This window comes from Nitrosomonas limosa, from assembly GCF_054188085.1.
This window is the reverse complement of the sequence record NZ_CM135180.1, coordinates 631,686-644,873: the sequence shown is the minus strand read 5'-3', so window position 1 is coordinate 644,873 and position 13,188 is coordinate 631,686. Positions and strand designations below refer to the sequence as shown.

The 13,188-nt window shown below is 46.6% G+C and carries 8 protein-coding genes and 1 pseudogene; 2 read left to right on the top strand and 7 right to left on the bottom strand.

Annotation, left to right across the window (positions count from 1 at the left end; translation table 11 throughout):
• Positions 1 to 40: 40 nt before the first annotated feature.
• Together ACV7NC_RS02875 and ACV7NC_RS02870 are read right to left on the bottom strand one after the other, a co-directional pair.
• The gene (locus tag ACV7NC_RS02875) at positions 41 to 724 is read right to left on the bottom strand and encodes a septal ring lytic transglycosylase RlpA family protein (protein ID WP_458153940.1); all 684 of its coding nucleotides are present in this window, start codon (positions 722 to 724) and stop codon (positions 41 to 43) included.
• Between the two features lie 166 nt (positions 725 to 890).
• Positions 891 to 2,000, bottom strand: a complete 1,110-nt coding sequence (locus ACV7NC_RS02870; protein WP_458153939.1) for a transglutaminase-like domain-containing protein — start codon at positions 1,998 to 2,000, stop codon at positions 891 to 893.
• A gap of 86 nt (positions 2,001 to 2,086) precedes the next feature.
• Between ACV7NC_RS02870 and ACV7NC_RS02865 the strand changes: the two genes are divergently transcribed.
• Complete coding sequence (locus ACV7NC_RS02865; protein WP_458153938.1) at positions 2,087 to 2,773, top strand: alpha/beta hydrolase; 687 nt, start codon at positions 2,087 to 2,089, stop codon at positions 2,771 to 2,773.
• Between the two features lie 56 nt (positions 2,774 to 2,829).
• Here ACV7NC_RS02865 and ACV7NC_RS02860 read toward each other — a convergent pair whose 3' ends face one another.
• Together ACV7NC_RS02860 and epsL are read right to left on the bottom strand one after the other, a co-directional pair.
• Entirely contained in the window at positions 2,830 to 4,275 is a 1,446-nt protein-coding gene (locus ACV7NC_RS02860; protein ID WP_458153937.1) for an undecaprenyl-phosphate glucose phosphotransferase, read from the bottom strand.
• Positions 4,272 to 5,543 (bottom strand): XrtB/PEP-CTERM-associated polysaccharide biosynthesis outer membrane protein EpsL, encoded by a 1,272-nt coding sequence (gene epsL / locus ACV7NC_RS02855; protein ID WP_458153936.1) that lies wholly within the window; start codon positions 5,541 to 5,543, stop codon positions 4,272 to 4,274. Before epsL ends, ACV7NC_RS02860 begins: the two co-directional genes overlap by 4 nt.
• 458 nt (positions 5,544 to 6,001) lie before the next feature.
• Here epsL and ACV7NC_RS02850 point away from each other — a divergent pair, with 458 nt between their 5' ends.
• A complete protein-coding gene (locus tag ACV7NC_RS02850) occupies positions 6,002 to 9,742 on the top strand; it encodes a response regulator (RefSeq protein ID WP_458153935.1) in 3,741 nt (1,246 codons plus the stop codon).
• Here ACV7NC_RS02850 and ACV7NC_RS02845 read toward each other — a convergent pair.
• From ACV7NC_RS02845 to ACV7NC_RS02835, 3 genes and pseudogenes are all read right to left on the bottom strand, one after another.
• Positions 9,722 to 11,126, bottom strand: a pseudogene (locus ACV7NC_RS02845) (IS5 family transposase). The gene ACV7NC_RS02850 and the pseudogene ACV7NC_RS02845 sit on opposite strands and share 21 nt — an antisense overlap.
• Before the next feature lie 166 nt (positions 11,127 to 11,292).
• On the bottom strand, positions 11,293 to 11,904 hold the full coding sequence (locus ACV7NC_RS02840) for an exopolysaccharide biosynthesis protein (RefSeq protein WP_458153934.1): 612 nt from the start codon (positions 11,902 to 11,904) through the stop codon (positions 11,293 to 11,295).
• A 46-nt stretch (positions 11,905 to 11,950) separates the two neighbouring features.
• Complete coding sequence (locus tag ACV7NC_RS02835) at positions 11,951 to 13,174, bottom strand: ABC transporter permease (RefSeq protein ID WP_458153933.1); 1,224 nt, start codon at positions 13,172 to 13,174, stop codon at positions 11,951 to 11,953.
• Positions 13,175 to 13,188 lie beyond the last annotated feature (14 nt).

Sequence of the window (13,188 nt, the reverse complement as noted above, 5' to 3'; positions counted from 1 at the left end):
AAAATCTACGCAATGAGTTGATAAAAGTATGGATTGATAATCACGGCTGCGTTCGCCCCAGGCACAACTTAATGTGATTATGAAATAAATCACCGGAGAGTCCCAATATTTCCGCTTCGTTCTGGCAAAGTTGCATTTTTGAGTAATTCAACTCGGTTCCTCCGAGACGCGCCGGTAACGTTTCAGCGCGACTGACTGCAGTGACAGCTTGCTTGTGCGTAAGTGACTCAACTTCCAATCGCACCGGCGCTGTGCCGGCCGAACCAAAATTAAGTTCCATTGCAGCATGCTTGGATAAATTAATCACTCGAACGCCGCCGCTACCCCAGCGATCGTTAATTCTGACAACGACTTGAGCGTCCGATTTTAGGTTTGTAACACGCACCAGACTGCCAAGCGGGATGGTTTTATGCGCCGCTGTTAATAGCTCTGGATCATAGGGTTCACCGCTGGCAGTGTAACGTCCTTCCATTTCAGCGGCATATATCGTTGCTGTGCCGCTTTCTGCAAGCCAGGATGCTGTTTTCAGGTTTTGAATTTGACTATCTGATGGCAGTGCAATGTTTACTGTAACAGGTTGAGTCGTGTGCTCGTTTGTATTAAATCCGGTTGATGCTGCCATTAATTCAGTCGTGACCATCACTCCGCCTGCTAGCGCAGTTAGCAATGTATTTTTATGCGGCATTTTATCAATCGTTATGTCTTCCTGAATTCTGACACGCATCTTAGCATCTATTGCAGCGAGCGAAAATCCGTTGTTTTTACAGAAAGAAATATGTCAATAAGACATTACATTAAGATTGATAATTAATCATATGATTTGCTAGAAGAACGATCCCTTAATTGCGCTTATTCAAACTGATGGAAAGAAGTCGATCAAGGGGTGTTAGTTAGAATTTGGCGCCTGTTCCAATCAATTCCCCTGAGGTAATTTTGTATGAAAAACTTTCGGGATCCAAACTATCTATAGGTTGACCGTCAATCTCGGCGTAGGGGTACATAAAGAAAGGTATTTTTCCGGCATTCGGTGGACTTAAAGTCAAATCGTCGGCATGGTTGTAGGTTAGCCAGTTCATTTCCCAACTACCAAAGAATTGCTCTTTTAATCGTGCGATTTTTGGATCATCCAACGCGATACCTTCCAGTTTTGAGACTTGCAGAATATCGGCCGGATTAACCGGTATCCAACCCCGACCTGCCAAGAAAAACTCAGCTCGGCAATGCTGCGAGTGGCTGATGTCGCCATATTCACCGATACTAGGGTGCAATTTCGATTCGCTAATGCGAATACCGTACTGGTTGCGAGCAGGAATATTGGCAGCTTTTGCAAGTGCGGCGAATAATGAATTGATATCCACGCATTTTCCGCTTAGTTCATTTTTTTCCAGCATGGATTTAACGTTGCCTTGACCTCGACCGCGCGTGCTTTCATCGTATTGCGCATTATTAATTACCCAATCGTAAATAGCTCTTGCTTGTTCCAACGGTGTATTTGCTTTTTTATCCCTGATAATGGCATGAACAGCTTCTCTCACAATGCCATTGGTCGGTTTCAAATGAGTCGGATTAATATAATTTCTGATACTGGCAGGCAAAGCCGCATGCTTACCGGCGTGATAATAAGTCGGATCAATCGCGTGATGCGATGTTTTTACGATGCAGCTGACGGTGACGTGACGCTGATCACCCTTTTGTTTTCCGTGCCATTCCGCTTTAAAGACAGGGAAGCGGCTTGCACCCACTGTTGCAAATGTTGCTTTGGTGGCATTACCATGCCAATTGCTGCCTTGCGTAAATTGAAAAACGGATTCATTAGTATCGGGTAGCGGCAACCACAAGTGAGCGGATTTTCCTTTAACGGGGAGATCTACTTGATAGGTTAATCGATAGCTGGTCCAGTTGCTGAAATCCGATGAGAGCAACTGCGAAGCCATTGAGGTTGAAACCGGGAAATAAAGTGCACTTGATCCAATGAGTTTAATAAATTCCCTGCGTTTCATAGCTTCCTTCAGAATTGAGTTTTAAAATGCTGCTGATTCTATCCGATCAATTTTTTATGTCAATGTAAAGCGAAACACCTTATTTTATGATCTCTGATCCGACTCAATTATTACCGACTATTGAAATTGAAACCGGCTTTTCACAACCGGCTTATACGATTATTTGGTTGCACGGATTGGGTGCGGATGGTAACGATTTTGTGCCAATAGTCAGAGAATTGGATGTGCCTCCTCAAGTATCGATTCGATTTGTTTTTCCGCATGCACCGGAGCGACCAGTCAGCATTAATAACGGCTATGTGATGCGTGCTTGGTATGATATTTATCATGCCGCAATTGATCGGCAACAAGATGAAATTGGAATTCGTGCATCGCAAAAAGCCATTGATCGTTTGATTCAACGCGAGGTCGAGCGTGGAATACCTTCGCAAAATATTATTGTGGCGGGATTTTCTCAGGGAGGCGCAATGGCTTTGCAAGTCGGATTGCGTCAGAATCTTCCATTGGCGGGAATCATCGCGCTGTCGTGTTATTTACCCCTTGCTGGAATGCTTGATACGGAAGCAAGCGATGCAAACGCTACAATTCCGATTTTGATGATGCATGGTACCTATGATCCAATCGTACCGCTTCCTCTCGCCATTTCTTCCAGGGAAAAATTGTTATCCGCAAAATATTCACTGCAATGGCATGAATATCCAATGGCTCACTCAGTATGTGCCGAAGAAGTCGCTGATATCAGTCGCTGGCTGCACGGAAGATTGACTAAGTGAGGGTATGTGAAGTTGTAGATCGCGGTTCTAAAATCGACTTCAGTAATAGAAAATACCTAATAAGCATTATCTTTTTTGAAGACGACGAGGACGGTTTTGAAGATGATCCAGAGGTCGAGCCAGATGGACCAGTTTTTGAGGTAGTAGAGGTCGTGTTCGATGCGGGCTTTCATTTTTTCGAGGGTTTCGGTTTCACCGCGCCAGCCGTTGACTTGGGCCCATCCGGTGATGCCGGGTTTGGCTTTGTGGCGCAACATGTAGCCTTTGATGAGTTTGCGATAGAGTTCGTTATGCGCGACGGCATGGGGGCGGGGACCGACGATGCTCATTTTGCCTTCGAGCACGTTAATGAATTGCGGCAATTCGTCCAATGAAGTGCGCCGCAAAAAACCGCCGATTCTGGTGAGTCGCTGGTCGTTTTGCTTGGCTTGCTGGATGTTGGCGCCGTCTTCGGTGACGGTCATGGAGCGGAATTTGTAGACGATGATTTCTTCGCCATTCAAACCATAGCGGCGTTGCTTAAAGATAACCGGGCCGGGGGAGGTGAATTTCACCGCCAAGGCAATGCACAGCATGACCGGGGATATTAGAATCAGGATCAGCAGCGCCAGCACGAAATCGCTGGCGTTTTTCACCACGCCGTCGATGCCGGTGAACGGTGACTCGTTCATGGCGACCACCGGAAGATCGCCGATATATTCGAAGCGCGCTTGCATCAAATCGAAAATATAGATATCCGGCAGAAAATAGATCGACGTGGTGGTATCCGGCAGTTCATCCATCAGTTTCTGGATGCGCGGTTGCGATGCCATCGGCAGGCTGATGAACACCATTTCGATATTGTGTTTTTGAACGTAGGGCACGACATCGGTCAATCCGCCTAATCGCGAACCGAAGCTGTCCGGCCGGGTAACCGGCTCGGTCGATTGCAAATCCGCTTCTTCATCGGCCTGAGGGCCTGCAATATCGGCGATCCGTGAACTGCTGCGCTCATCAAAGAAGCCTTGATAGCTGATCAGCAAGAAAGGCAGATCCGCGATGTGCTTGATGAATTGCAGACTGGTTTCGTTAGCGCCGATAACGACCGCCGATCGTAATTCACCTTTGTTGTAGAGATTGGCAACGATGCTGCGCACGATCAGATGGCTGATAATCAGCATCAACGGCGTAACGGCAAACCAGGTCAATAACACCTGCTTGGAAAACTGGTTGTGAAACTTGGTGGCGTAACCGAGAAATATCAAAATGGCGATAATCACCAGCCAACCCATGATGGTATCGCGCACATACGCAAGCAGCCGCCCTTTGCGCCAATTGCGGTAAATCAGAATACGCTCGTAAATATAGGTGGAAACGAAGAAGGTGATGATCACCAGCACCAGGTAGTAACTGGTAAAGTCTTCGTGATACATCCAGGTGGTTAATATCAGCATGCTCCAGATAATGAAAGGATCGAGCAAATGCTTGAAAAAAGCGACGATGGGTAAATCGTTGACTGTCATTGTCTTCCGTAAGTATATTGCACACCGAGGGTGGCGCCATTGGCGTTAAACCCGCCCAGCGCCTGATCGGTTTTTAAATCCATGTGATAAGCCGTGGCCGTCAGTTGTAATCCGCGGTAAGGCACGTAGGTGAGCCGCATGGTTGCATTGCGGATGGTATTGTTAATACCGAGCGGCAACGCGCTATCGGTTAAAAGCACAAAATTATTAAAATCCCGTGTCTCATAAGAGAAATCTCCTTCCAACCTGACTTTGCGCGAGATATTCCACGAAGGGATAACGCTGACGCCGGTATTAAGGCTATAACTCGCAGTCAGTGCTTGCAAAGCGCCGGTTTCGCGCCAGCCGTTGACTGTCAGTCCAATTTTTTCCGTTGGCTGCCATTGATAAGCCAGCCGGGCGTTAAAGCCGCTGAAATCCCGTTCCGAGAAACTGGCGTTGGTACGCTCCACCCATCCGCCGCGCCAGGTGAAATTGGATTTTCCTGTAACCGCCCAGACCACCCGGCTCATTATCTCTTTCTGATGATAGCTGTTATCTCTGGCGGAACCGTCCGGTGCTCTTACCAATACCGGGAAATCACCAATGGCGTAACGAAAGTCGATACCGACGGTATTGCGATGCGCGGTTATGTAATCGATACCGCCTTCAAACCGATCCTCAGTCCGATTAAGAAAACGGAATATGTTACTGGCATTATTGCTCCCCGTACTCAGATCATAGCGTAAATAATCGGCAGTCAAGCGCCAACTGGGATGAAAGCGCCATGCGCCATTAAAAAACGCTGTTTGTTCGGTACGAATATTTTTTAACCCCGGTTGAAACAAAAATGGCGCTAACGATTGCACATAGCTGGCGCCCATATTACCTTCCAGCCGGTTGCCGAGATACCAGTTCCAGTTGCCGTTGATACTTTTCAGATCATTGTTTATTTGACTGAATCGTTCAAAGCGCGTATGCGTGAAATTCGCATTGGCGGTTAAGCGCTGCCGGCTGATTTGCTTCTCAAACATCATCCCGCCGGTCAGGCGATGGGATATGTCAAACAGGTTGCGCGTCCCCAGTAATGGCTCGGGATCAACTCTGTCGCGAATACGCAACATGTTGTCATCAGCAGTAAAGGTGTAATTGCCATAAGGTTTTAATACCCGGCCTATCACAGAAGCAGAGGCCATCGAACTAGAGAGCAGCACAAGAGATGAATACAATAGGCATAAACCAATGAATCGCAGAGCGCAAACCGGGCTGCGCCTAAAATACCGTTGCATGAATCTGGAATGGGTTTCTATAAATGAGTACCTCATGGATTGGATCTCAGAACTTTCCGTAATCGGATATCAGTGATTCTCGACAGAGAATACCGCTTTTGCTTTGCATGTTCTCATAAAACTATTTTATACAATTACTTTTTGCACCTTCTATCTACCCCTTTCGTCTTACTTACAACAGTTTTTCATTGTATTCGCATCGTTACTTTGTCAACATGATCTTTTTGAGTTAATTGGCATGTTTAAATGCACTTAGGGAAATTCAGGCAAATTTTACGACAGAAAGCATGAAATCTTAATTTGCAATAGGAAGGGATATCGCACAGTATTTAAACGATGGAATGGGTTAGATTTTCGATAACGATCGTTTTGAAATAATGCGTTGTTTCATGACGTACTGGAATTCTAGGTCGATAGTGTTTTCAAATAACAATTTGAACTGATGCAAGGAGAAACCGATGAAATTCACTTCGCTTACTCAGCGTTTCGCCGTCTGGTTTACCCTTGTTTCTTTATTGCCCATATTGTTGATTGGCAACAGTTTGTTGCATACGTTTGAGGCCGAAATCAAGAAAACTGCAATCGGTAGTGTTTCGGCCATTGCTGACAAAAAAGTCGAACAGATTGATAGTTATTTGCAGGAACGTTTGCTTGACGCGAGTTTGCTGCGTGATGCAAGTACCACTTATGACGCCATGATAGAGTTTTCAAGAATATTTTATGAAAGCGGGGTTAATTCGGATGAATATCATCGATTGGACGCCAGCTACCGTGAAAACTTCCGGCGCTTTGTGCAAGAAGCAAAATATTACGATCTTTTTTTAATTTCGTTAAAAGGCGATATTGTTTATTCGGATGCGCATGAATCTGATTTTGCAACGAATTTATTCACGGGACCATATCGCGATACCGGTCTTGCAAAAGTTACGCGACAAGCGCTGGATAATTTAGAAAGCGGCATTTCCGACTTTGAATATTATGAACCTTCCCGTGGGGCGATAGCCGCTTTTGTTGGAATGCCGATCATTGTATCCGGGGAATTAAAAGGAGTATTGGCATTGCAAATATACAGCGAGCGGGTTTTTGCGGTGATTGCCAATAATGTGGGATTGGGTGACAGCGGTGAAACGCTGGTTGCCCGTTTGGAAGATAAGCATACAGCGCTCATTATGGCGCCGCTGAAATTTGATGCTGCCGCGGCTTTGAAACGCACCATTCCTCTCAACAATTTACCATCATCAGCAGCGATACAGCATGCATTGGATGGTGATTCCGGCGGTGCGATTACCGTAGACTACCGGGGTAAAGAAGTTGTTGCGGCATGGCGCTATTTGCCAAGGATGAAATGGGGAATCGTCGTTCATATCGATGTCGATGAAGCATTTGCTTCGGTTTATTCGGTTCATTATATGGGATTGATGCTGTTAGCCATTACATTGCTGGCTGCGCTGTTAGGGGCGGTGTTATTCAACCGCCGGGTTGTGATTCCATTGAAGCACCTGAACCAGAGCGCATTGGATATTTCGGCAGGTAATTTTCATCAGCGCGTTACGGTAGAAGGCTGGGATGAAATGCGGCAATTGGGTGAAACCTTCAATGTCATGGTGGAACGGTTAAACGCCAGCAATGTGGAACGCGACAAAGCCCAAGATAATTTGCTGCAGTTGAATCAGGAATTGGAGGAGCGAGTAACGACCCGGACGGCCGATTTGCAGCGTGTCAATATTGCATTGGCGATCAAAGAAGAAGAAATGCGATCCGTGGTAGAGCATATGGTCGACTGCGTTGTGACCACCGATGAACGAGGAACAATTCTTTCTGCGAATCCGGTGATGGAGAAATTGTTCGGTTATAGCCACGATGAAATGATCGGACAGAATATTGCGATCATCATGCCCGAACCTGACCGCAGTAAACATGAAAGCTACATGGAAAATTATTGCAGAACCGGACACGGTCAGGTGTATGTCGGACGTCCGTATCTTTCAGGTTCTCATGGGATCGGATTGGGGCGGGAAGTAGCGGGCGTCAATAAAAATGGAGAACGGTTAGAACTCTATCTGGCGGTTAGCGAATATTTCGTGTCCGGCAGAAGGCATTTCACTGGCGTGATGCGGGATATACGCGAGCACGTTCGCATCATGCAAGACTTAAGACAAGCCCAGATTGACGCCGATCAAGCCAATAAGGCCAAATCGGCATTCCTGGCAGCCATGAGCCATGAAATCAGAACGCCTATGAACGGCGTAATCGGCATGATCGACGTGTTGCGGCAAACCAGTCTCAGCGGTTATCAAATGGAAATGGCGAATTTGATCAGGGATTCTGCTTATGCATTGCTTGCTATCATTGAGGATATCCTGGATTTTTCCAAGATTGAAGCGGGCAAGCTGGAAATCGAGAAAATTCCAATGTCGATCGCCAGCATTGTTGAGAATGCTTGCGGTATGCTGGCGCATTTGGCTCTTAACAAGAAAGTCGAATTAACATTGTTCATTGATCCTGCCATTCCGAAAAATGTGTTGGGGGATCCTCTGCGATTGCGTCAAGTACTGGTTAATATCATCAATAATGCAATCAAATTTTCCAGCAAACAGGAGAAGCAAGGCAAAGTTTCGGTACGGGTTCTATTGACGGAATCCGACTCGGAAAAAATTGTAGTGACGTTCCAGATTGCCGACAACGGAATCGGTATGGATAAAGTGACGCAGGAGAAGTTGTTCAAATCTTTTTCGCAGGGAGATCCATCGACAACCCGGCGATTTGGCGGAACCGGCCTTGGTTTAGCGATTTCCCATCATCTTGCTGAATTGATGGATGCGGAAATCACCGTTCACAGCGAACCGCAACATGGTTCTTCTTTTATCATCCAAATGCCTTTTATTTCTTTGCCTGATGAGCCAAGCGCCCTACAAGCCATTGAAGATCTTGAGGGTCTTAATTGCTTGATTTTGGGTGATAATGAAGGCTTAACCAACGATTTGGCGGCTTATTTACAAAGCGCAGGCGCGGAAGTTGTGCAATTGACTGATTTTTCGCAGTTGCATCAGTTAATGCAACGTTTGGCGCCAGGGCTTTGGCTTGTTGTGATCGATGCGGGGCAGCAAGGACCATCGATTGACGAACTTCGAGCCGCATTCAATAAGCGCTCGGAACAGATTAAAGTAGCCGCGAGAACCGCAGAGGATACATCAACCGCCTATATTGAACCCCGGTTCGTGGTAATCAAGCGCGGCCGCCGCCGGCAAGCGCGCATTGAAGATATCGATATTATTACGCTTGACGGTGATGTGATGTACCGCCAATCGTTGCTGCGAGCTATGGCAATTGCTGCCGGAAGAATTGACGCACGTGAGGAAAAAACACCGTCAGTCGATTCGTTTAAGCAAATGCCGGTCGCGATGTCTCGTGAAGAAGCCTTACGCCAAGGTAAGTTGATTTTAGTTGCGGAAGACAATGAGATTAATCAGAAAGTTATCCGGCAGCAACTCAATTTGCTCGGTTACGCGGCTGATATTGCGAACGATGGCGTGGAAGCGTTGAAGCGCTTGCAGCAATGTGATTACGGGTTGCTACTGACAGATCTGCATATGCCTGAAATGGATGGAATCGATTTGACGAAAACGATTCGAATAGAGGAAGCCGGAAAGAAACATCTGCCAATTGTTGCATTGACAGCCAATGCGTTAAAAGGAGAAAAAGAGCATTGCTTGAGCGTCGGCATGGATGACTACTTGAGTAAACCGGTGCAACTAGATGATCTACGAGTGTTATTGGAAAAGTATTTGCCGATTTCCAAGTCTGAGTCAGAAATACCGGCGCATGCCGGAATGATTGAATCCGCCGATAGCGCATCCATAACAGCATCGGTTGTGGATCTCGAAGTATTAAGAAGTCTGGTCGGTGATGATCCGGTGACAATTCAGGAATTACTTTCGGAATTTCGAAGCGATGCTGATAAGATTGCATCAGAAATGCAAGATGCATTTCAAGCTGGGCAATTTGCTAAGGCTGGATCGTTGGCGCATAAACTCAAATCATCGTCGCGCTCGGTCGGTGCGTTAGCGTTGGGTAATGTGTGCGCGGAAATTGAACAAGCCGGAAAAAACAATGATATTAAAGCACTGTCAGAATTGATGCCGCAATTCAATGCGCATCTGGCGGCAGTTAAATCTTACTTAATAAGTAGTCGCCCCTGAAAAAGTATCAGACAACAGTTGTTGATCTGGAAAAGCCGCCCGAGGAAACGGCTACCTATCAAAATGCATACCCTTGTAGTTTAAATTTCCATCAAGGAATCCGTTCTCGCCACGGGAAAAAGAGCCAAAAAATGGCCAGCAGCCATTGTTTCAGATTCCAGGCGCAAGCAGCCATCAGCAGGTTGATGCGATCACCGACAGCGCCTTTCAGATAGTTCCTTGCCATTCGATAATCCGACTTCAGGTGACCGATAATGGGTTCAATCGCGGCGCGCCTCCTGCACTGTTTTCGCTTCTTGTCTTTCTGGTACCGGGTATCCTTCTTGAGCGCCTTTCCGGGCAAAATGATCTGGGTTCCATTGACTTCACGTTTGCCGCGGTAGCCGCGATCGCATACGGCCTGCCTGGCAGCTTTCCCTCGCGAAATCTCAACATGTCGCAATATCTCCGGTAATGTATGGCTGTCATGCAGATTCTGTTCGTGACTGACAACCCCGACAATCAGATTGCCTTTTGCGGTACTGGCTATCGATGCCTTGCTGCCGTATTCATATTGTTTGTGGTCTTTTCCCTTGGCGACACAGTACACTTGCGGTTCGTGCAATGAGTAGATCTTGTTTTTATCGTTTTGTTGCTGCCGTAATACTCCCTCATACCGTAGAAAATCCTTTTGGTAGCATTCAAACAAACAGTATTGCGGCAGTTCTCTCCTGAGCTCCCGCATCAGAATACCTGCAATGGTTCTGAGTCGCTTCAACGCTCGTTTCGCTTTCGCTCTTTTCTTCACATGCCGGTAGTGCCGGATATCCAGGCGCAGTGACTTCACTTCTTTGACAAAAGTACGCCGCTGTAAAATACCATGGGATTTGGCAATCTTGTTGAGGCGATTGATAATCTTGATCGCCAGTTTGCTATCCGTTGGGTACGTGATGTTCTTCTCATGCACGGTCGTGTCAATATGAATGACGTCTTCCAGCGCCGATTCCCCATGCAAACCAACGCTCATCCGGAAAATCCGCTCTACGCCTTCCGCGCCTATGCGCTTACGAAAATGTACCAGCTCCGTGCTATGACAAGGCAACTTCTGCTGGAACTCTTTCATGCCGCAAAAAGCCTGGTAATAAGGATTACGCTTCCACTGCAGTACTATCGATTCGTCACTCAAATTCTCTAACTGTTTTAGAATCAATAACCCAACCATCAAACGGATCGGCTTACTCGGTGCTCCTGTCGCTGCTGTGTAATGAACCGAAAATGATTCCTCAAATCCTTGCCACGGTATCGCTGATGCAAGCTTCAGCAATGGATCACCGGGATCAAGCTGCATCAGTAAATCTGTTCCAAACAGATTCGGTTGATGAATCGTACTGCTATTTCTTAGCATTTTTAATCACCATTTCGACCAGAAATACAGCACTATTTTAACATTCCAGGTCGTTATGATCACTAATGAACAGTGTATTTATAACTAATATCAAGTGCTTAGGAATATTTCAGGACCGACTAAGTAACGAAACTAAGCTGTAGTAAAAATTGATTTTCCGCGGAGTTTAATAAAAAGAAGGCATGGACATTCCCATCCAAAGCATCATGAGTACGATCATCGTAATACCAATTCCGATAGTCCCAATGATCATTCCGATCAAAATCGTAATGCCGTCTCTATTGAGAAGTCCTAAGGACATCATCAGAATTCCCCAGCCGGGTGGGAAATTTGTCAAAGGGATAGGGAGCGCGATGGATACGGTAAAAACAAAAGCAAAAATACCGATTATCCGTTCCCATGTGTGGACGCTGATATAAGTCATACGGGGCTGCATCCTGTTCTCTATTTTTTTCAGCCAAGGATTTGCTTTGGTGACTATTTTTTCCAGGCTTTCTCTTTTAATAACTTTTTTCTCTATCCAAGCCGGAAGCCATGGAGCCCGCATACCTAAAATCATCTGAATGGAGAAAATGAATAATGGAATTGAAAAAAGGGTCGTGTATCCTGGTGGAACGGGGATCGGTATGCAAAGCGGCAGCGCCCCGATCGCCATTAAAATGCCAAAACCTCGTTCATGCAGCGCATTCTTGATTTCACCGACGGTCATCGCTTCTTTCTTGTTTTCAATTACAACGATTGCCAGGAAGTCTGAAGTAGGGCGCTCTTTAGTTGTCATCGTCAACTCCTATATTTAATTGCGAGGCAAGTGGCGCAACAGTGGCCTATTCATAGCGGAGCGCATCGACTGGTTTGAGCGAAGAGGCTTTTTTCGCTGGATAAAATCCAAAAAAAATCCCGACGGCGGACGAAAATAAAAACGCCAAACCGATCATTCCAAGCGTGATCACAATCAGCATATCTGCAAACCGGCTTACAACCCAAGCACCCGCAATTCCTAGCAGCAATCCGATACTGCCGCCTAAGATACAAATCATGATCGCTTCCAGTAAAAATTGCGTAAGGATAGCGCGTTGATTAGCGCCCAAAGCCATCCGGATACCGATTTCGCGCGTGCGTTCAGTGACCGAAACCAACATGATGTTCATAATGCCAATGCCACCCACCATTAAGGAAACCGATGCAATGGCGCCTAACACAATTGACATAATTTTTGCCGCATCCGTGGCCACATCAGCGATCGCTGTTAGGTTGCGTACTGTAAAGTCGTTTTCCTTACCTTGTTGAATTCGGTGGCGCTGACGTAATAACTGGGTGATTTCTATTTCCGCAATATCCATATCTTCGGGGGACTTTCCTTGCACCAGCATATAGCGGATAGAGCCCGGAAACTGATTGCCGGTGATTTGCCGTTCGCTGGTGGTAATAGGAATATACACATTGTCGTCCTGATCACGCCCGGTCAGACTCTGCCCCTTAGCCATCAATACGCCGACTACTTGGAAAGGGCGATTGGTGATGCGTATTGTTTTGCCGACCGGATCTTCATCGCCGAATAGATTCTTCGCGGTAATCGAACCTAAAACTGCAACCCGAGCGGCAGAACGCAAGTCGGATTCGGTGAAAGCAGTGCCGGATTCCATTTTCCAGTTTCCGACCACGAAATAATCCGGCGTGGTTCCCGTGATGATAGTGCTCCAGTTCTTAGAAGCATAATTAAGTTGTACTGTTCCTGATGTAACGGGTGAAGTTGCTGCAATCGATGCCAAGTCTGCGATGGCATAGGCATCATTGATGGTCAGCGTTCTTACGCTGCCGCTGCCGAAGCTGAAACCACCGGAGGAAGTGGCGCCAGGTACCACGAGGAATAAATTGCTACCCATCGCCGCGATGGTTTCATTGATTTTAGTGCGCGCGCCCTGTCCAATGGATAGCATCAGTACCACCGCAGCCACACCGATAATCATACCCAACATTGTAAGCCCCGTGCGCAAACGATTTTGCCGCAAGGCGCGGAATGCTTCACCGAATATTGTGAATATGTTCATCGAATTCGTCCCAT